The sequence below is a fragment of the Streptomyces sp. NPDC107546 genome (genome assembly GCF_055639175.1).
The window spans coordinates 62,587-81,685 of the sequence record NZ_JBVKBA010000027.1 but is presented as its reverse complement, the minus strand read 5'-3'; the positions used below and the strand labels follow the sequence as shown (position 1 = coordinate 81,685).

The following is a 19,099-nucleotide window of genomic DNA, read 5'->3' as shown; positions in this document are numbered from 1 at the left end:
GGGTGCTCTGAACGTTCTACGGGCCGGGCTGGTCCGTCGCGACGCCAACCCGGCATAGCGAGAAGCCCCCGGCTTCAGCCGGGGGAGGAGTCACGCGACCGAGCCCCGCACACGGCCGACGAACCTACAGCGGCAGTGCCTCCGCCGCTGCTTCGACCGTCTCGACGGGCGCAGGAACCGTCGGCAGCAACGGCTCCGCCTGCTCGACCCGCTGTTGCGGCAGCGACACCGGTCGAAGCGGTCGCGGCCCCGACACCACCGTGTAGTCCTGCCCCAGGAACGGCGGCGTGATCTCCCCGGGATCCTCCCCGAGCGCCAACTGCACAGCCGCCCAAGGTGCGTTGACCCCGCACAGGGACAGCTGGTGCAAGCCGCCGGCCGGGCGTGTGTTGACATCCATGAGCACGGGCCGCTCGCCGAACATCCGGAACTGGATGTTGGACAGGTAGTGCAGCCCGAACCCCTCCGCGATCCGCCGCGCCGGCTCCAGCCACTGCTCGTGCTGCGTGAAGCCGCGCCGACGGCCGTTCTTGGTGCGGCCGATGGCCAGCCGCACCCGGTTGTCCGGCCCGGTGAGGCAGTCCACCGACACCTCCGGCTGCTCCAGGCGCGGCATCACCAGCCAGTCGACCGGCTCGTCGGCCTGCTGCAGCGTCTCCACGACCAGGTCCAGCGGCACGTAGGGGCTGGGGAAGCCGGTGAGGTGCACGAGCGAGAAGGGGGCGCGCGTGACGACCCGGAAGCCCACCCCGCCCGCACCGGACGCCGGCTTGAAGCACGCCTTGTGCCCGTCGGCCTCCAACTCCTCCACCGCGGCGACGAGTTCGTCCGCCGACCGCGCCCGGAACCACGGCGGCACGGGCACACCGATCGCCTGCACGGCCTCGTAGGCGATCACCTTGTCCTCGAAGACGGCCACGGCCTTCGGCGGCGGCGCCAGCAGCGCCGTACCCACCGCTTCGAACTCGGCGCGGTGCGCCACGATCGCCGACTGGTGCAGGCGGGGCACGAAGACATCGATGCCACGCCGTGCGCACTGGTCGAGGGCGTACTCCACGTACGCGGCCGGGGACAGGCCCTCCGGCTCCAGATCGGCGGTGTCCGCGGCGGCCAGGACCGGCGAGTCGGGGTCACCGTGCGTGGCGTGGATCTCGACGGCCCGGTCGCTGGGATTTCTCCGCAGCTGATCCATGAAGAACACGTTCTCCGCGTACGTGCGGTTGAGCCAGACGCGTACGCGAGAGGCCATGCAGGCCGCCTTTCACGGTTGTGCGGGCAGGGCGAAGCAGGCCGTGCCCGGCCAGGGGAGAGGGAGGTGCACCGAACCGGCGTACGCTTCTGCGGCGTCCGCGACGGATGTGCTGGGGCGATCATAGGCCCTTCCGGGCGCCACCACCGCTACGCGCGTGTTACGGATTTTCCCCGGCTCTCGATCAGGCGGCGAGGGGTGTGTTCCGGGACGGCCGAGCACCCGGTGCACGCTGTTTCGGTCACGGCCGGGAACCTGCCGCGGGTCGCTCTTGTCCGTCCGCGGCCCGATGTGGTCTTGTGGAGCCAATTCGGATCTCGAAAGGGGCGAGAGTGGAGTCGACGGACGGCCGTGGACGCCTGCTCGCCATCAGCGACCTGCACGTCGGGTACGCCGAGAACCGCTCCCTCGTCGAGCACATGCGGCCCACGTCGGACGAGGACTGGCTGCTGGTGGCCGGTGACGTGGCCGAGACCGTCGCCGACATCCGCTGGGCCCTGGAGCTGCTCGCCGGCCGCTTCCGCAGGGTGATCTGGGCACCGGGCAACCACGAGCTGTGGACCCACCAGAAGGACACCGTCACGCTGCGGGGCGTCGAGCGGTACGAGCACCTGGTGGCCGTGTGCCGGGAGCTGGGCGTGACGACACCCGAGGACCCCTACCCGGTCTGGCAGGGCACGGGCGGTCCGGCGGTCGTCGCCCCGCTGTTCCTCCTCTACGACTACTCGTTCCTGCCGCCGGGATGCACGACCAAGGAGGAGGGGCTCGCCCACGCGCACAGCACCCGGATCGTGTGCACCGACGAGCACCTGCTGCATTCCGACCCCTATCCCAGCCGCGAGGCGTGGTGCCGGGCCCGGGTGGCCGAAACCGAACGCAGGCTGACGGAGATCCCCGGCGATCTCCCCGTGGTGCTGGTGAACCACTACCCGCTTCACCGGCACCCGACGGACATCCTGCGCCACCCCGAGTTCGCCATGTGGTGCGGTACCCGCCTGACCGCCGACTGGCACCGCCGCTTCCCGGTGGCGTGCATGGTCTACGGCCACCTGCACATCCCACGGACCACCCACCACGAGGGCGTCCGCTTCGAAGAGGTGTCCCTGGGCTACCCCCGGGAATGGGGCCCGCGCCCGCAGCCGCCCGGGGAGCTGCGGCGCATTCTGCCGATGGAGGACCACGCAGGTGATCGAGGAGCTGCTTCCGGGGCCGGTCGCGGTCGTGGAGGCGCACGGCCGTGACGCGCTCGGTGAGGGCGTCCGCCTCTACCCCGAGGAAGAAGCGGTCATAGCGCGGGCGGTGGACAAGCGGCGCCGGGAGTTCACCGCCGTACGGGCCTGCGCACGGCACGCCATGGAGAAGCTCGGAGTCCCGCCGCAGCCGGTCCTGCCCGGCGAGCGCGGCGCACCGCGGTGGCCGGACGGGCTGATCGGCAGCATGACGCACTGCGACGGCTACTGTGCCGCCGCACTGGTCCGGGCCGGCGAACTAGCCTCGCTCGGCATCGACGCCGAACCCCACGACCGGCTGCCGGACGGCGTACTGGACGCGGTGGCCCTGCCCACCGAGCGGACCCGGCTGCGGGGTCTTGCCCACAGCCGTCCTTCCGTCCACTGGGACCGGCTGCTGTTCAGCGCCAAGGAGTCGGTCTACAAGGCGTGGTTCCCCCTGACCGGCAAGTGGCTCGACTTTCTCGAGGCCGACGTGGCGATCGACCCGGGCACCGCCCTCGGGGCCCCGGACTCGTCGGATTCGCCGGACTCCGGGGCCGCATCGCAGCCGTCCGGCTCCCGGGCCGCCCCGGACGCCTCCGGCGGCTTCCGGGCACGGCTCCTGGTGCCGGGTCCGCTGGTCGACGGCCGCCGCGTCGAGGCCTTCGACGGTCGCTGGACCGTACGCGGGGGCCTGCTCGCGACGGCCGTCGTCGTGCACCACTTCTGAGTCGTCCACCGGGTCATCGGGGGCACCAGTCGCCGAGCAGACGGAAGAACCCCTCCTCGGTGCCCGTGAGCCCCGCCTCCGCCAGGGCCCGGTCCGCCTCGGCCAGCGCGGCGGTCGGGACCACGGGTGATCGGTGCGCGTCCGGCGGGCCGTCGAAGGCGGCTCGTACGGTGTGCAGGAGACGCAGATAGGCCTGCACGGCGGCGCGCTGGCGGTCGGTCAGGACGGCGGTCGGCATCGGTCGGCTCTCCCCGGTTTCGGCCGTTCGACGGGGCGTCGCGCGGCGGTTCGTGCACGGCACGCGCCGGCGGTACGCGGACGTCCGCCGCGCGCACCTCGGGCGCACCTCCCAAGCTTGCCGTCCGCCACTGACAATCCGGTTCGCCTCCCTGCGGGTTCGCCCGCTTAGCCGAGGCGAAACATGGCCGAAATCCAGCGGGGAACACGCCCCCTACGCTGGGGAGCAAGGGCTTTCACGCGCCTTCGCGGCGACGGGCGGAAGGGAGGTGGGCGGTGGAGGACGTCCCGGGCGGCCGCTCGCGGCGCGCCGCCCCCGGGCTGCGCCCCGTGGGCGAGGGCGAACTGCGCACGCGCCACCGGATCGTGCACGGTTACCGGCGCGCCTATCGTCTGGTCGGCCAGGGCCCGGCGCTCGTCCTCGTCCACGGCATCGGCGACTCCTCGGCGACCTGGGCGGAGCTGATTCCCGACCTCGCCCGTACCCACACCGTGCTCGCGCCGGACCTGCTCGGCCACGGAGCCTCCGACAAACCGCGCGCCGACTACTCCGTGGCCGCGTACGCGAACGGGATACGCGATCTGCTCACCGCCCTTGGCATCGAGTCGGCGACCCTGGTGGGGCACTCGCTGGGCGGCGGCGTCGCCATGCAGTTCGCCTACCAGTTCCCCGAACGCACCGAGCGGCTGATTCTGGTCAGCGCGGGGGGAGTGGGGCGGGAGGTCAACCCGGTGCTGCGCGCCGCCTCCCTGCCCGGAGCGCAGTTGATGCTCTCCACGCTCCGCCTGCCCGGTATGCGGCTCAACCTCGGCCTGTTCGCGCACCTGATGCGGCTGCTCGACACCGATCTCGGCCAGGACGCGGCGGAGTTGCTGACCCTGGTGGACGCGCTGCCGGACGCGACGTCCCGCAGCGCCTTCATCCGCACGCTGCGGGCCGTGGTCGACTGGCGCGGCCAGGCGGTCACCATGCTCGACCGCTGCTATCTGACCGAGGGCATGCCCACCCTGCTGATCTGGGGCGACCGGGACGGTGTGGTGCCCGTGCGGCACGCCCACCGGGCGCACGAGGCGATGCCCGGCAGCCGTCTGGAGATCTTCGAGGGCGCGGGCCACTTCCCGTTCCACACCGACCCCCCGCGCTTCCTGGCCCTGGTCGAGGAGTTCACCAGCGGCACACCCCCGGCGGAGTGGAGCCGCGACCACTGGCGGGCGCTGCTGCGGGCCGGCCGTCCCGGCACGTCCGGGAACCGGGCGCCGGGCAGGGACGTACGCGAGGCGAGCGAACGCAGCGCCACGTGACGATCACCTGGTTGAAGCACGGCCACCGGCCGCTACCAGCAGGGCCGTTACCAGGTAGGGCAGCGCGGCCCATACGAAGGCGGTGCTGTGCGTGGTGGCCGAGCTGACCGCCGCGTACGCGCCGTACACCGCCACCGTCGCCACGTCGGTGCCAAGGCTTGCCACCGAGGTGAGGGTGGCCCGGTGTCCGTCGTCGATGCGCGCCTGGAGCCGGGCGTCGGCCAGCACCGTGGCCAGTTGGAAGCCACCGAAGGCGAGGGCCACGAGGACGAGGCCGGCCGGTGTCCGCAGCGCTGCGCCGATGGCCAGGGCGAGCGCGGCGCCCGCGAGGAGTCCGGCGAGTCCGGCCCGGCCCAGGCGTGCGCACGCCCCGGCCGAGAGGCAACCGGTCGTGGCCCCGGCCCAGACGAGGAGGAGCAGATAGGGGACGGCTTCGTCGGGCACGCCGGTGCCCCGTACCAGGAGCGGGGTGTACTCGTCGAGCGCGCCCCATACGGCGCCCACGGCCGGGACGAGCAGCAGGGCTCCGCGTACGGACCGGTTGGCTCGGGCCTCGGCGAGCCCGGTCCGCAGCGTCGTGGCCCAGTCGCCACTCCCGTGCGGCCGGCGCCCGGTGTTCCGGCAGTCGGGTCGCCGTCGCCGCCGCCAGGAGGCAGGCCAGCGCGCTCGCCGCGCCGACGGCCGGATAGCCGCCCAGGGCGAATACCGGGCCGGCGAGCGCCATCGCCGCCATCACGGCCACCAGCCCGGCCGCACGAACCCGGCCCATGACGCGGGCGTACCGCTCCGCGGCGCCGAGTCGGCCCAACTCGTCGTACACGAGTGCCTCCAGCGCCCCAGAGCCGAGAGCTCCGCCGGCGCCCCAGAGGACGAAGCCGAGGGCGAAGGCCCCGTACGACGGGACGAGCACCCACAGGGCGAAGGCGACGGCGGTGAGGAGCGGGCCGAGCCACAGCAGCAGCCGACGGGAGAGGGTGTCGGCCCAAGCGCCGGAAGGGATTTCCAGGAGTACGCCGGTGATCGACCAGAGGGCGAAGAGAGAGGAGATCTGCCACAGCGGCAGACCGGTGTCGCTGAACAGCAGCGCGTACACCGGGTAGAGCAGGACGAAGTCGTTCAGGAACGCGTAGCAGTACAGCTTCGCGGTCAGCCGCCGGACCCCGGTGGCTGGCACACGTGCAGGTGAGAGTGTCATGAGGCCTTCCCGCAGGGACAGTTCGGACGCCGGGAGCAGGGCATCCGAGGCGGCCCTCGGGAGGCATGGCTGCGGGATCAATGTCGCCAGGTCATGGCAGCGCATCGTAGACGGCGGGTCCCGTGCGGCGCAGGGAATTGCGCACGACCGTCCGCCTGGCGCCGCGTTCGCCGCCGCCGACTGCTCTGCTGTTCTGCAGGGACATCCCGCGAAGCCGTCCCGCCGTCGCCCCACCCTTGGTGACGTCCCGGCAGGTCACAGGGGGTGGGATCCCGTAAGGGCGTCATGCGCCCAAAGATCGCTGGGTTGGGACGGGGCGACCGGGCACGGTGGTGTCGTGCCGACGGACCATGAGGGACCCACCGGGGGACCGTCCGCCGGCCGACGGAAGGGATCCACTGTGATGTCACGCAAGCGCATCGCCCTCGTAGCCGCCGGACTGGCCCTGGCGGGTGGCCTCGCCGCCGCCCCGGCAGCGACCGGCGCACCGTCCGCCCGGTCGGCTCAGTCCGCCGCGAACGTGGAGGCCGCGGCCAACAAGTGCTCCGGCTGGAAGGAGATCCACATCACCGGCGGCGCCGCCAAGTACATGGAGTGCACGAAGAAGGTCAACGGCGAGTCGTACGCCTCTGGTGCCTTCTACCTGTGGGACACCAAGCGCGACGGCAAGGCCGTCCAGGCGTACGCGGAGACGGACTACGACCACTGGTACGGCGACGACGTCACCTGGTCGCACTTCTACGGCTGGGCCGACGACACCCACCACAGCCCGAAGATCAGCACGGGCTGGCACCAGGGCAACGACTTCGGCCTGGTGATCGAACTCAAGTGAGCGCCCCGGCCTTGGGACCACTTCGGTCTGGCTGGTCAGTGCCCGGTGCGCGGCTCGATCAGGTCGGTGGGGTCGGTGTTGGCCCCGCACAGCACGACGCAGACCTTCTCTCGGAGTCGGCGGCGGAGTCTGCGGTGAGAGAGACAGGCACTAGGCCGCGCTCTCCCGGGCCCCGCTGTCCTGCGGGCCTTCCGCCGATCCCGTGACCGCCTTCCACTCGTCCGCGGTCAGCGGCGGCGCCGTCAGGAGCGGGCGGCGGGGGCCGCGCAGGACGGCGATGACGACCGCCGGTCGGACCAGTTCGCTCATCGGCTTCGACAGGGTGACCACGTCGAAGAACGCCTTGGCGACGAGCGGACGGCCGGTCGCGGTGCGCATCAGCCGGTTGACGTACGCGCCGAGGACGCGGTTGGCAAGGCTCGGTGCCTTGCCGATCGCGCCCGGGTAGTGGATGTCCGTGCTGGTCGCGAACTCCCAGGCCGTCGCCACCGGACGGGCCACCGCCCGCTGCACCCGCCGCGCGAGCCCCGACGCGGCCGGCCCGTGCCGGGCCACCAGCCCGCCCAGCGCCACGGCACCCTGCGCGGCGACCGAGAGCCCGTGCCCGTAGACCGGGTTGTACGTGGCCACCGAATCCCCGATCACCACGAACCCCTCGGGCCATCCGTCGACCTTCTCGTAGAACCGCCGGCGGTTGACCGTGCTGCGGGTGACGACCGGATCCGACAGCGGCTCCGCGTGCGCGATCAGCTCGCCCACCACCGGGTGCCGCACGCTCTCGCGGGCGAACGTCTCGAACTCGTCGGCGCTGGAGGGCGGTTCGCCGCCGCGTGTGCCCGACAGCGTCACCAGCCACCGCCCACCCTCGATCGGCTCGATGGTCGTGGTACGCCCCGGCACCGGCACCGTCGCGTCCGACTGCACGTTGACCAGCGGGAACTCCTCCGTGCCCGCGGGCGCCCGGAAGATCCGGCTGGAGTAGACGAGCCCCGAGTCCACCTCCTCCAGCGGCGCCGCCGGCACGCCCAGTTCCTTCAGCCAGGCCGCCGCGCGCGAACCGCGTCCCGAGGCGTCCACGACGAGGTCGGCCGCCAGCACCCGCTCCTCGCCGTCGGCCGCACGCACCCGCACGCCCGTCACCCGCGACGCGTCGCCTTCCAGGGACAGCAGTTCGGTCCGCTGCAGCACCGTCACCCGCTCGCTCCCGGTGACGCGCTCGCGCACCACCCAGTCGAGCAGATCGCGGCTGCACGCGATCATGAACTGCATCTCGGGCCAGCGCCGGAACCAGCCCCGCGGCTGCAGCGACACGAGTCCCGTGGGCAGCGGCACCCGCCGGGCGCCCGCCGCGAGCCACGCCTCGGTCACCCCCGGCAGCAGCTGTTCCATCGCGCGGGCGCCGCCGGACCAGATCACGTGCACATGCCGGGCCTGTGGGAGCCCCTTGCGCGGTTCGGGACCCTCGGGCAGCACATCCCGCTCGACGACGGTGACGTCGGCGTGGGCGCGCAGGGCCGCGGCGGCCAGCATGCCGGCCATGCCACCGCCGATCACGACGGCACGACGCGGTCTCGCGTCCGGGGAGGTGCTAGCGGGTTCGCTCATGGAAGTCGCTTCCTGGCCTGGTCCCGGCCGGCCCCCGGGCGGCCGCGACGACGGGTGACTGGAGCAGGGCGATCGACATCCGCACGAGGTCACGGGGGACCTCCAGGGATGCGGCGGGGGCGCTGTCCGTCCCCGCCGAGCTGATCACCCTGCCCTCCGGATCGGCGGCCCTCGCCCGCACGGCCGCCGCCACCATCGCCGCGTCGGCCTCGGCCTGCGCGTGGACGGGGTCGGAGCCGGCCGCCAGGGCGGCGTCGTAGGCGCGGGAGCGCACCTCGGAGTCGAAGTAGGGGTACAGACCCAGCATGCCGTCGTGGATGTCGGACTCCCGCTGGGTGACCTGGAGTTCGACCGGCGACCACCAGGAGATGCGCACCCCGTGGTCCGCGTGCGCGGACACCGGTCGCAGCTCGCGCCACAGCGGCCCGAGCCGGCGGTAGGTGGCCCAGGTGCTCCAGCTGTCCCCGACGCGCCGGCAGGCCAGCGGAAGACAGAAGCCGACCGCGCTGATCTGCGCCCCCGCGGACGCCAGCACCGGCGCCGCGTCACTGCTGAGATAGTCCAGGTCGTGGCCGTACCAGCGGGCGACGACGGCGGTGAACTTGGTCGTCAGATAGGCCAGGTTGAACAGATAGCCGGTCACGATGATCAGCAGTCCGACGCGCAGCCAGCCGCGCACCTGCAGGGCCCAGCGCCCGCACATGAAGTTCATCGCGACGCCCGCCACGGTGAGCGCCAGCAGGTACAGCACGATCATCTCGCGTATGTACGGGGTGCGCGCGTAGTACGTGTCGAAGTCGACCAGCCGCTCCACCGGGGCGTCGCCGAGCGCGAACAGCGTCACCAGGGCGACGATGACCACCCCGTACCCGATGATGATCCTCCGGGTGGTGCGCCGGGTCTCCTCGGGCTGGCCGCCGCGCCAGTTGACGACGAGGACCAGGCAGGACGCGCTGAACGCGCTCAGCAGGCAGTACACCAGGGGTGCCGAGACATTGGTGACGCCGGTGAGGTCGTTGACCTTCGCGATGGTCGGGGGCGCGGCGAAGAAGAACACCAGGCCGGCCAGCGCCATCAGCGCGCACACCGACCTGAGCAGCGGATCGCGCCACGAACGGGCCAGTGCGGGCGCCTTGAAGGTGAGGGCCAGGCCCATCGCCGCGGCCGGAACGTAATAGCTGGAACCATCCATGGAATCGGCGTCCGCGCCCTCAGCCGCGCGGTCCGCGGTAACCGAGCGACGCCTCGATCCGCCCCGCCAGGTCGTCCCGTTTGACGGGCCCGCGCAGGGACGAACCGACCAGCCAGGTACGGCACTTGCTCGCCAGCAGCAGCCCGAAGCTCTCGGCGTCCTTCTCGTCGGCCAGGTCGAAGTGCGTACGCGCGGCGACCTTGTGCACGGTGGCCCGCAGATCCGCCGTGTCGCTCAGCAGCCGCGCGGCGACCGCGGCGCCCTCCACATGGTGGCCGTGGTGCCCGGCGTTCATGTGCCACAGCTCGTGGCCGAGGATCACCAACTGGTGGTCGGGGGCCGTGCGTTCCTCGATGACGACGAGGTCCTGGTCGGCCATGTCGAGCCAGAGGCCGCTGGCCGTGCCCGGTGGGAAGGGGGCCGTGCGGAACTGGACGGGACGGCCGCGGCGTCTGCTCATGCCGTCGCACAGCGCGGCGTACAGGTCGGCGGGTTCCGCCGGCGCCGGGAGCGACAGCTCCGCGACCAACTCGCCGCACAGGCGGCGCATTTCCCTACCGATGCCCACGGTTCTCTCCAGGATCACGACTCGGGCCGCTTGACGCTCTCCAGGAGCATGTCCAGCCACTCGGCGACCTTGTCGCGGTGCTGGTCGGTGGGCAGCTGGGCCGCCCGCCAGGCGATGCCGCGGACGCCGTGGTCCTGCAACAGCCGCTCCAGCGGGTCGTCGGCGGCCTCGGCCGCCGCGCGCTCGCGGTCCGCGAGCTGCTGGAGGAGCTCCTGCTCGGAGCGCTGGAGGACGTTCGCGAGCGCCTCCGGGTCCTCGGCGGTGAGGAACCCGGCATGCACGCCGAAGAAACGCTGAATGGCGTCGCAGTGCTCCATGGTGGGGCGCCGGTCGCCATTGATGAGGGCACCCGCCTGCTGCCGCGACATGCCCGCGCCGTCGGCGATCTCCTGCTGGGTGTACTTGCGCCCGTTGGGTTTGAGCCGGGTGCGGCGCAGCAGGTCCAGTCGCTGCAGGAAACGCGCCTGCAGGTCCGGCTCCCCGGCGGGCACTCCGCTCAGCAGGGCCTTCACCACCGGCTCCGGGACGCCGGACTCGACCGACAGTCGCGCGACGTCGAAGATCCGCTCGTGCGGCACGCCCAGCCGGTCGGCGAGGGCGGCGACACGGCCCACGACGGCCGGCAGCAGACCCGGCGCCGGGGCTCCCGGCACCTCGAAGCCATCCGTCACCGACAGGTCTCCTACGTCTCGCTCAGGTCGTTGTTCTGGCTTGCCCGGAACCAACCGGAGAGTAGCCGTTCCCTCGAACTGACATCCAGGTCTCGCCACAACTGTGGCGAGATTCAGCCGTCAACGGACGCCAAATGCCACGATAGTTGACACGCCGGATGCGGGGCAGCAGGATCAAGGCGCCACGTGAAGGCCGCAAGGGCAAGAGGGGTGACCTCCCGATGGCGTTTCAGGCAGGAGGGCAGCGGTCGCAGCCGCGGTCCCTCCCCGAGAGTCCGGAAGCACGGGCGTATCTGCAGGACTATGCCACGCTCCTTGAGGCCGTCCCCTTCCCGTCCGTCGTCTTCGACCACCGCTGGGACGTGGTGCTCGCCAACAGCGCCTTCAGGACACTGTTCAGCGGGGTGGCATCCCATCCGACGGCCATGCCCTGCGACAACTTCCTGCGCTTCGTGCTGTTCCATCCGGACGCGGGCACGATCCTCGGCGAGCACGAGTCGAACTGGTGCCTGCCCATGCTCGCGCACTTCGCCGCGGCCGTGGAGCGGCACGGGCACGACCACGGGCTGCAGTCCATCCGTCGGGACATCGCCCAGGACCCGATCATGGACGCCGCCTACCGGGACGGCCTGCCGCACTGGATCCGCGCGGCCGGACCGCACGCCGTGGAGCACGACGGGGCGGTACGGCCGTTGCTCCACCCCGACCCGCGCTGGGGCACGGACTGCCGGGTGGTGGGGGAGACCCCCAAGACCCTGCAGGACATGGGGTACTCCCGGCTGACCCTGGTGCTGCGCGAGGCCCGTCGCCCGGCACCGGCCGCCCGCCGTCCGCGCCGCGCCCGGCGCACGGCGAACCACCTCAGCGTGGTACCCGAGTTGCCGGCGTGAGGCTGCCGCGCAGGCCCCGGCTCCGTCGGTGTTCAGGTCACCGACGGCGCCGGGGCTCGTTCCTGCCGTCCGGCGGCCCTCGCGGTCGCGCGGGACAGGCGGCAGTACGGCGACAGGCCCCGGTACGGCGGCAGGGCCTACAGAGTCACCCGTAGCGCGATGAGCCGTGCCGTCGATTCCTGGACGCACATCTCGGCCAGCTCCCTGGCCGCGTCCCGGGCCCCGTCCTGCACGGCGCGGACGAGGGTGCGGTGGCGGGCGGCCACCTCCTCGCGCCAGGCGTCGTCCCCGAGGACCAGACACAGCAGTGCCCCGACCTCCGTCTGGAGCGCGATCTGCTCCCGGGTGAGCCGGGCCGACTGTGCGGCGGCGGCCAGCTCCACGTGGAACCGGCCGTAGACGCGACTGCGCGCCGCCGAGTCCCCGGCCGCCGCGAACTCCTCCAGGGTGCGCCGCAGGTGCTGGAGGTCGTCCGGTTCGGTGCGCTCCGCCGCGAGCCGGGCGGCGGCGCCGGAGACGGCCGCCCAGTGGTCGCCGAGGTCGCGCAGCTCCTCCGTGCTCCAGCCGGCCAGCCGCTGCCTGATCCGCTCCGCGGCCGGGTCCGCGGGCAGCGAGACGAAGCTGCCGCCGCCGCGCCCCCGCCGGGTGGTGACCAGCCCCTGCTGCCGCAGCGCCATCAGCGCCTCCCGCAGGGTCACGGTGGACACGCCGAGCTGCCCGGCCAGCTCCGCCTCCCCGGGCAGCTGCTCCCCGTCGGCGAGCAGCCCGAGCTCTATGGCGTCACCGAGCCGGCGGACGACCGTCTCGACGCGCGCCCGGGTGTCCACCGGAGCGAACACGGCTCTCCGGGCGGCGCCGTCCCTGTTCTGCTTCACGGCCACCACCTTGTGCGTTGACTCAACCTTTACCTTAAGAGGGGCTTGAGGTTTGAACTATGAATTCATATCTTTACGGCTCAAGGTTAGAACGGAAGACCGCTCCAGAAAGGTTCCCGTCCATGGAGGGCAGCGCGATCCGGCTGCAGGGCCTGCGGAAGGAGTTCGGCGGCACCACCGCCGTGGCCGGGGTCGACCTGGAGATATCCGACGGGGAGTTCTTCTCGATGCTCGGCCCGTCCGGCTCCGGCAAGACGACCGTCCTGCGCATGATCGCGGGCTTCGAGAGCCCCACCTCCGGCACGGTGGAGCTGGCCGGCCAGGACGTCACCGGCCTCGCCCCCTTCGAGCGGGACGTCCACACCGTCTTCCAGGACTACGCGCTCTTCCCGCACATGACCGTCGAGCAGAACGTCGCCTACGGCCTCAAGGTCCGCAAGGTGCCCAAGGCCGAACGGCTCCAGCGGGCCCGCAAGGCGCTCGCCGACGTGCGCCTCGAAGGCTTCGGCAAGCGGCGGCCGAGCCAGCTCTCCGGCGGCCAGCGGCAGCGGGTCGCACTCGCCCGCGCCCTCGTCGGGCGCCCTCGCCTCCTGCTGCTCGACGAGCCGCTCGGCGCCCTCGACCTCAAGCTGCGCGAGCAGATGCAGGTCGAGCTCAAGGCCCTCCAGCGCGAGGTCGGGATCACCTTCGTCTTCGTCACCCACGACCAGGAGGAGGCCCTGACGATGAGCGACCGCATCGCCGTCTTCAACCAGGGCCGCATCGAACAGATCGGCACCCCCGCCGAGATCTACGAGCGCCCCGCGACCGCCTTCGTCGCCTCCTTCGTCGGCACCTCGAACCTCTTGCAGGGTGAGGCCGCCGAGCGGGTCACCGGCGCCCCGGGCACGTACAGCATCCGCCCCGAGAAGATCCGGGTGCTGAAGGAGTTCGCCCTCGCCGACGAGCCCGAGCACTCCACCGCCACCGGCACCGTCGCCGAAGTGGTCTACCTCGGCGACGCCACCCGCTTCCTCGTCGACCTCGACGCGGGCGGCCGCCTCACCGCGCTCCAGCAGAACCTGGAGACCTCCTCAGAGGACGTCGCCGCCTACCGGGGCACCCGGGTGCGCCTGACGTGGCACCGCCGCCACGCCGTCCAGGTCCCCACCGCCCGCTGACCATCCCCCACGCCAGGTCACCGTCACGTATGGAGAACGTCGTGCGTCTCACCCGAACCCTCCAGGTCGCCGCCAGTGCCGCTGTGCTGCTCGCGGCCACCGCCTGCGGCTCGTCCGGCTCCGGCTCGGGCGGCTCCTCGTCGTCCACCGGCCTCAACCCGCCCGATCTGAAGGCGCAGTCCAAGCTGGGCAAGAACGAGGGGCAGGTCAACCTGATCGCCTGGGCCGGCTATGTCGAGGACGGCTCCAACGACCCCAAGGTGAACTGGGTCGGCGACTTCGAGAAGCAGACGGGCTGTCAGGTCCACTCCAAGGTGGCGGCCAGCTCCGACGAGATGGTCAAGCTGATGAAGACCGGCGAGTACGACGCCGTCTCCGCCTCCGGCGACGCCTCCCTGCGCCTGATCGCCTCCGGCGACGCCGCCCCGGTCAACACCGACCTCGTACCGAACTACAAGGACGTCTTCAGCGACCTGAAGCTGCAGGCCTGGAACTCCGTCAAGGGCAAGGCGTACGGCATCCCGCACGGCCGCGGCGCCAACCTGCTCATGTACAACACGGACAAGGTCAAGCCCGCGCCGACCTCCTGGTCGGCCGTCTTCGACGACGCGGCCAAGTACAAGGGGCACGTGACGGCGTACGACTCCCCCATCTACATCGCCGACGCGGCGCTGTACCTGAAGGCCACCAAGCCCGAGCTGAAGATCAAGGACCCGTACGCGCTCGACCAGAAGCAGTTCGACGCGGCGGTCGACCTGCTGAAGAAGCAGAACGCCAACGTCGGCGAGTACTGGGGCGACTACCTCAAGGAGGTCTCCGCCTTCAAGAGCGGCGACTCCGTGGTCGGCACCACCTGGCAGGTCATCGCCAACCTGGCGAAGAGCGAGGGCGCCAAGGTCAACGCCATCGTGCCCAAGGAGGGTTCGACCGGCTGGTCCGACACCTGGATGCTGTACTCCAAGGCCAAGCACCCCAACTGCGCCTACCAGTGGATGAACTGGATCATCTCCCCGAAGGTCAACGCGCAGGTCGCCGAGTACTTCGGTGAGGCCCCCGCCAACGCCAAGTCGTGCGAGCAGACCAGCGACAAGTCCTTCTGCACCACCTTCCACGCCGCCGACACGGCGTACTGGAAGAACATCGCCTTCTGGAACACGCCCATCGAGCAGTGCCTCGACGGCCGCAGCGACGTCAAGTGCGTGCCGTACGCCAAGTGGGTCCAGGCCTGGACCGAGATCAAGGGCTGAGGCACGACGATGACCGCCACCGCGCAGGCCGCCGGACGGGCCCCCGTCCGGCGGCTCGCCGGGATGCTGCACCGCCGCCCGCGGCTGCGGCTGTCCCTGCTGCTCACCGCCCCCCTGCTGTGGCTGGCCGTGCTCTACCTCGGCTCGCTCGCAGTGCTGTTCGTCTCGGCGTTCTGGACGACGGACTCCTTCACCTCCGAGGTGGTGAAGGTCTGGTCGACCGACAACTTCCACGCGCTGCTGACGACCTCCGTCTTCCGCCAGGTCATCTGGCGCAGCATCGTCGTGGCCCTGGCGGTCACCGTCCTGTGCGCGGTGATCGCCTTCCCGCTCGCCTTCTACACGGCGCGCGTCGCGGGGCCCAGGTGGCGACCACTGCTGGTCGTCGCCATCCTCACCCCGCTGTGGGCGAGTTACCTGGTCAAGGTGTACGCGTGGCGGCTGATCCTGTCCGAGGGCGGGCTCGCCGACTGGATGCTGAAGCCGTTCGGGCTGAGTGGACCCGGGTTCGGCCTCCCGGCGGCGATCATCACGCTGACGTACCTGTGGCTGCCGTACATGATCCTGCCCGTCCACACGGCACTGGCGCAGCTGCCCGCGAACCTGCTGGACGCCTCCGCCGACCTGGGGGCGCGGCCCGGCCGCACCTTCCGCTCGGTCGTCCTGCCGATGGTGCTGCCGTCCGTCGCCGCCGGCTCGGTCTTCACCTTCTCGCTCAGCCTCGGGGACTACATCACCGTGCAGATCGTCGGCGGCAAGACCCAGCTGATCGGCAACCTCGTCTACTCCAACATCGAGCTCAACCTGCCCATGGCCGCCGCCCTGGGCACGGTCCCGGTGGTGGTCATCGTGCTGTACCTGCTGGCGATGCGCCGCACCGGCGCGCTCAGCAGCCTGTAGAACTCCCGAGCCACCACAAACTCGGCAGCCTCCAGAAGAGGTCCCACGTCATGCAACTGTCCCGTTCCGCGCGCATCGCGCTGCGCATCGCCGCCGGGCTCGGCTTCGCGGTCATCTACGTCCCGCTCGCGCTCGTCCTGGTCAACTCCTTCAACCCGGATCGCAGCGCGAGCTGGCCCCCGCCCGGGTGGACGTTCCACTGGTGGTCGGTGGCCTGGGAGAACGCGGGCGCCCGCAGCGCGCTGTGGGTCTCGGTGAAGGCGGGCCTGGGCGCCACGGCCATCGCCCTGGTGCTGGGCACGCTCATCGCGTTCGCGGTGGTCCGGCACCGCTTCTTCGGCCGCGGCACCATCTCGTTCGTGGTCGTCCTGCCGATCGCGCTGCCCGGCATCGTCACCGGCATCGCGCTCAACTCGGCGTTCGGCACGGTCCTTCAGCCGCTCGGCGTCGGTCTCGGTCTGTTCACCGTGATCGTGGGGCACGCCACCTTCTGCATCGTCGTCGTCTTCAACAACGTGGTCGCACGGCTGCGCCGCACCTCCGGCTCCTACGAGGAGGCGGCGATGGACCTGGGGGCCGACACGTTCCGCGCCTTCGTCGACGTGACGTTTCCGCTCGTGCGCTCGGCGCTGTTCGCGGGTGGGCTGCTCGCGTTCGCGCTGTCCTTCGACGAGATCGTGGTGACGACGTTCACTGCGGGCCCCGGCATCCAGACCCTGCCGATCTGGATCTTCGACAACATGACACGCCCTCAGCAGGCGCCGGTCGTGAACGTGGTGGCGGCGGTGCTGGTCCTGCTGTCGGTGCTCCCGATCTACGTCGCCCAGCGACTGTCGGCGGACACGGCGACGGAGAGCCGGATCTAGTGCTGTGGCCGGAAAGGTTTGTCGGAAAGCTCGCGGCGTCCGGTGCGGTGCATCGCAAGGCGGAGCGTCGCCCGCGTACTGGATGTACTCGGAACGACACCCCGTCCATCAGGGAACCCCCGGTCAGGGAACCGGGGGGCCCTATCTCAGGGAACGCCCCTCGGTCAGAGGTCGAGCACCAGTCGGCCGCCCCGGCACCGGGACACGCAGATCATCATCGTCTCGCCGGACTCCCGCTCCTCCTCCGTCAGCACCGAGTCCCGGTGGTCCGGGGTGCCCTCCAGAACGTCGGTCTCGCAGGTGCCGCAGGTGCCCTCGGTGCAGGAGAACAGCACTTCCACGCCGGCGTCGCGCACGGTGTCGAGGATGGAGACGTGCGGCGGGACGGTGAGCGTACGGCCGCTCTGTGCGAGGACGACTTCGAACTCCCCTTCGTCCCCGGCCGGTCGCTCCTTGGGCTGGAACCGCTCGACGCGCAGCGTGCCGGCGGGGCAACGCCCCTCCACGGCGTCCAGCAGCGGACCGGGGCCACAGCAGTAGACGAGCGTGCCGTCGGGCATGTCGTCGAGCACCGAGGCCAGGTCCAGCAGCCCGGTCTCGTCCTGCGGGGCGACGGTGACCCGGTCCCCGTACCGCTCCAACTCCGCGGTGAACGCCATGGAGCGGCGGGTGCGGCCGCCGTACAGCAGGGTCCACTCGGCGCCCGCCGCCTCGGCCGCTGCGAGCATCGGCAGGATGGGCGTGATGCCGATGCCGCCGGCGATGAAGCGGTAACGGGGGGAGGGGTGCAGGGGGAAGTGGTTGCGTGGTCCCTGCACCCGGACCTTGTCGCCCTCGCGCACCTGCTCGTGGACGTGAGCCGACCCGCCCCGCCCGTCGGCCTCGTGGAGCACGGCGATCCGCCAGGCATGCCGGTCCGCGGGATCGCCGCACAGTGAGTACTGCCGTTCCAGTCCCGGCCCGAGCAGGACGTCGACGTGGGCGCCCGGCTCCCAGGCCGGCAGCTCCTCGCCCAGCGGGTGGCGCAGGGTGAGGGCGAGCACGCCCTCGGCCGCCGGCTCGCGGCGGTCGACGACGAGTTCGGCTTCGTACGCGGTCATGAGGTGGTTCCTCGGGGCTGGTGTCCTTCGGGGTGCGCGAGCATCCACTCCCACATCTCCACCGGGTCCTGGGCGGTGTGCTCGGCGCCGCAGTGGCAGGTGCCGTGCAGGATGTCGGTGCCCGGGAGCCAGTCGACGCGGTAGACCTCGCGCAGCGCGGAACTGGGGGGTGTGCTCACTGGACCTTCTCCACCGGCTTGTCGCCCTCCTCGACCAGTCGGGCGAGGATACGGCGGGCGGCGAGACCGCCGGTGTCGATGTTGATGCTGAGCTCCTGGTAGCCGGCCCGCTCGGTGCCGAGCGTCCTCTGCAGCAGGTTGAGCGCGTCGACGTCCTGCATGACGACCGTGTGGTTGAAGTCGCGCAGGAACGTGGTGACTTCCTCGTCGTCCTTCGCGAAGTCCCGGGATACGGCCCAGAAGTCGTAGACCTTGCCGTCGGAGGACGGGGTGATCGCGTAGGTGATCTCGGTGTGGAAGCCGTTCGGGTCGCTGCCGTCCGGCTCGGGCAGGACGCCGACCGGCGCGATCCGGCTGTGCAGCAGGTAGAGGCAGGGAGCGTGGTACTCGATGTCCTGCCAGCGGGTGATGCGGCCCTCGATACCGGTGGAGCGGGCGTAGAAGGGCGGGCACTCGGCGTCGTCCATGTGCCGGCTGACCCGCACGATGCCGGCGCCCTCGTCGACCTCGGTGGTGATCGGCGTCTCGGCGACCTCCGGCGTTCCGATGTAGCCGCCGTGCAGATACGTCTCGTGGGAGAGATCGAGCAGGTTGTCGACCAGCAGGCCGTAGTCGGCGTCGATCGGCTCCATGCCGCGCACCGTGACCCAGTCCGGGGAGTCGAGGTGCTTCGCCCGCGGGATGGTCCCCGCGTCGGCCAGCGCCGGGTCACCGATCCACACCCACACCAGGGAGTCCTGCTCGACGACCGGGTACGAGGCGACACGGGCCGTACGCGGGATGCGCTTCTGCCCCGGCACGTACACGCAGGCGCCCGTCGTGTCGTATGTGAACCCGTGGTACCCGCACACGATGCGGTCCCCGTCGAGCCGGCTCTCCGAGAGCGGGAAGCGGCGGTGGACACAGCGGTCGGCCAGGGCGACCGCTGTGCCGTCGTCCTCGGTGCGGTAGAAGACGAGCGGCTCACCGAGGATCGTACGGCCGAGCAGCTCGCGCCCGACCTCATGACTGTAGGCGGCGACGTACCACTGGTTCCTGGCGAAGGCGGTCATGTGAGGCATGGGGTTCCCGTCCCTGTCGGCGGGGCTTC

The 19,099-nt window shown here is 71.4% G+C and carries 19 protein-coding genes and 1 pseudogene; 9 read left to right on the top strand and 11 right to left on the bottom strand.

From position 1 onward, the window contains the following. Positions 1-124: 124 nt before the first annotated feature. On the bottom strand, positions 125-1,249 hold the full coding sequence (locus ACZ7L1_RS30370) for an ATP-grasp domain-containing protein (RefSeq protein WP_471441581.1): 1,125 nt from the start codon (positions 1,247-1,249) through the stop codon (positions 125-127). Between the two features lie 332 nt (positions 1,250-1,581). Between ACZ7L1_RS30370 and ACZ7L1_RS30365 the strand changes: the two genes are divergently transcribed. Further along, a complete protein-coding gene (locus ACZ7L1_RS30365; RefSeq protein ID WP_471441579.1) occupies positions 1,582-2,490 on the top strand; it encodes a metallophosphoesterase family protein in 909 nt (302 codons plus the stop codon). Then, positions 2,435-3,190, top strand: coding sequence for a 4'-phosphopantetheinyl transferase family protein (locus ACZ7L1_RS30360; RefSeq protein ID WP_471441577.1), 756 nt, complete (start codon positions 2,435-2,437; stop codon positions 3,188-3,190). Before ACZ7L1_RS30365 ends, ACZ7L1_RS30360 begins: the two co-directional genes overlap by 56 nt. A 13-nt stretch (positions 3,191-3,203) precedes the next feature. Here ACZ7L1_RS30360 and ACZ7L1_RS30355 read toward each other — a convergent pair whose 3' ends face one another. Beyond that, positions 3,204-3,428 (bottom strand): hypothetical protein, encoded by a 225-nt coding sequence (locus tag ACZ7L1_RS30355; protein WP_471441575.1) that lies wholly within the window; start codon positions 3,426-3,428, stop codon positions 3,204-3,206. Between the two features lie 275 nt (positions 3,429-3,703). On the opposite strand from ACZ7L1_RS30355, the gene ACZ7L1_RS30350 reads away from it, so the two are divergent. After that, positions 3,704-4,729 (top strand): alpha/beta fold hydrolase, encoded by a 1,026-nt coding sequence (locus tag ACZ7L1_RS30350; protein ID WP_471441573.1) that lies wholly within the window; start codon positions 3,704-3,706, stop codon positions 4,727-4,729. A gap of 3 nt (positions 4,730-4,732) precedes the next feature. On the opposite strand, the pseudogene ACZ7L1_RS30345 reads toward ACZ7L1_RS30350, so the two are convergent. Next, positions 4,733-5,924 (bottom strand): annotated as a pseudogene (locus ACZ7L1_RS30345) (MFS transporter). 403 nt (positions 5,925-6,327) lie between these two features. Between ACZ7L1_RS30345 and ACZ7L1_RS30340 the strand changes: the two are divergent. Further along, positions 6,328-6,756, top strand: a complete 429-nt coding sequence (locus ACZ7L1_RS30340) for a hypothetical protein (RefSeq protein WP_471441571.1) — start codon at positions 6,328-6,330, stop codon at positions 6,754-6,756. A gap of 150 nt (positions 6,757-6,906) precedes the next feature. Here the strand turns inward: ACZ7L1_RS30340 and ACZ7L1_RS30335 are convergent, their stop codons facing one another. From ACZ7L1_RS30335 to ACZ7L1_RS30320, 4 genes are read right to left on the bottom strand one after another with little or no spacing between them, the layout of a single operon-like run. Next, positions 6,907-8,361: an FAD-dependent oxidoreductase gene (locus tag ACZ7L1_RS30335; protein ID WP_471441569.1), complete on the bottom strand. Its 1,455-nt coding sequence runs from the start codon at positions 8,359-8,361 to the stop codon at positions 6,907-6,909. Beyond that, positions 8,345-9,553, bottom strand: coding sequence for an MAB_1171c family putative transporter (locus ACZ7L1_RS30330; protein WP_471441567.1), 1,209 nt, complete (start codon positions 9,551-9,553; stop codon positions 8,345-8,347). Before ACZ7L1_RS30330 ends, ACZ7L1_RS30335 begins: the two co-directional genes overlap by 17 nt. Positions 9,554-9,572: 19 nt before the next feature. Then, positions 9,573-10,103, bottom strand: coding sequence for a toxin-antitoxin system, toxin component (locus ACZ7L1_RS30325; RefSeq protein WP_366026182.1), 531 nt, complete (start codon positions 10,101-10,103; stop codon positions 9,573-9,575). Positions 10,104-10,135: 32 nt separating this feature from the next. Continuing rightward, positions 10,136-10,792: a helix-turn-helix domain-containing protein gene (locus ACZ7L1_RS30320; protein WP_471441565.1), complete on the bottom strand. Its 657-nt coding sequence runs from the start codon at positions 10,790-10,792 to the stop codon at positions 10,136-10,138. 221 nt (positions 10,793-11,013) lie between these two features. Here ACZ7L1_RS30320 and ACZ7L1_RS30315 point away from each other — a divergent pair, with 221 nt between their 5' ends. Further along, positions 11,014-11,682 carry an MmyB family transcriptional regulator gene (locus ACZ7L1_RS30315; RefSeq protein WP_471441563.1) on the top strand — a complete coding sequence of 223 codons (669 nt, stop codon included), beginning with the start codon at positions 11,014-11,016 and terminating at the stop codon, positions 11,680-11,682. A 137-nt stretch (positions 11,683-11,819) separates the two neighbouring features. Here ACZ7L1_RS30315 and ACZ7L1_RS30310 read toward each other — a convergent pair whose 3' ends face one another. Further along, positions 11,820-12,557 (bottom strand): FadR/GntR family transcriptional regulator, encoded by a 738-nt coding sequence (locus ACZ7L1_RS30310; RefSeq protein WP_471441561.1) that lies wholly within the window; start codon positions 12,555-12,557, stop codon positions 11,820-11,822. A 122-nt stretch (positions 12,558-12,679) separates the two neighbouring features. Between ACZ7L1_RS30310 and ACZ7L1_RS30305 the strand changes: the two genes are divergently transcribed. From ACZ7L1_RS30305 to ACZ7L1_RS30290, 4 genes are read left to right on the top strand one after another with little or no spacing between them, the layout of a single operon-like run. Then, positions 12,680-13,717, top strand: coding sequence for an ABC transporter ATP-binding protein (locus ACZ7L1_RS30305; protein ID WP_471441559.1), 1,038 nt, complete (start codon positions 12,680-12,682; stop codon positions 13,715-13,717). 41 nt (positions 13,718-13,758) lie between these two features. Further along, entirely contained in the window at positions 13,759-14,964 is a 1,206-nt protein-coding gene (locus ACZ7L1_RS30300) for an ABC transporter substrate-binding protein (RefSeq protein WP_471441557.1), read from the top strand. Between the two features lie 9 nt (positions 14,965-14,973). After that, the gene (locus ACZ7L1_RS30295) at positions 14,974-15,864 is read left to right on the top strand and encodes an ABC transporter permease (protein ID WP_471441556.1); all 891 of its coding nucleotides are present in this window, start codon (positions 14,974-14,976) and stop codon (positions 15,862-15,864) included. Between the two features lie 50 nt (positions 15,865-15,914). Continuing rightward, positions 15,915-16,730, top strand: a complete 816-nt coding sequence (locus ACZ7L1_RS30290) for an ABC transporter permease (RefSeq protein ID WP_471441554.1) — start codon at positions 15,915-15,917, stop codon at positions 16,728-16,730. 164 nt (positions 16,731-16,894) lie between these two features. Here ACZ7L1_RS30290 and ACZ7L1_RS30285 read toward each other — a convergent pair whose 3' ends face one another. Genes ACZ7L1_RS30285 through ACZ7L1_RS30275 form a run of 3 tightly spaced genes read right to left on the bottom strand, consistent with a single transcriptional unit; the run spans position 16,895 to position 19,070 of the window. Continuing rightward, positions 16,895-17,830 (bottom strand): PDR/VanB family oxidoreductase, encoded by a 936-nt coding sequence (locus tag ACZ7L1_RS30285; protein WP_471441552.1) that lies wholly within the window; start codon positions 17,828-17,830, stop codon positions 16,895-16,897. Continuing rightward, the gene (locus ACZ7L1_RS30280; protein ID WP_471441550.1) at positions 17,827-18,009 is read right to left on the bottom strand and encodes a hypothetical protein; all 183 of its coding nucleotides are present in this window, start codon (positions 18,007-18,009) and stop codon (positions 17,827-17,829) included. The genes ACZ7L1_RS30285 and ACZ7L1_RS30280 overlap by 4 nt, the downstream gene beginning before the upstream one ends. After that, positions 18,006-19,070, bottom strand: a complete 1,065-nt coding sequence (locus ACZ7L1_RS30275; protein WP_263233293.1) for an aromatic ring-hydroxylating dioxygenase subunit alpha — start codon at positions 19,068-19,070, stop codon at positions 18,006-18,008. The genes ACZ7L1_RS30280 and ACZ7L1_RS30275 overlap by 4 nt, the downstream gene beginning before the upstream one ends. Positions 19,071-19,099 lie beyond the last annotated feature (29 nt).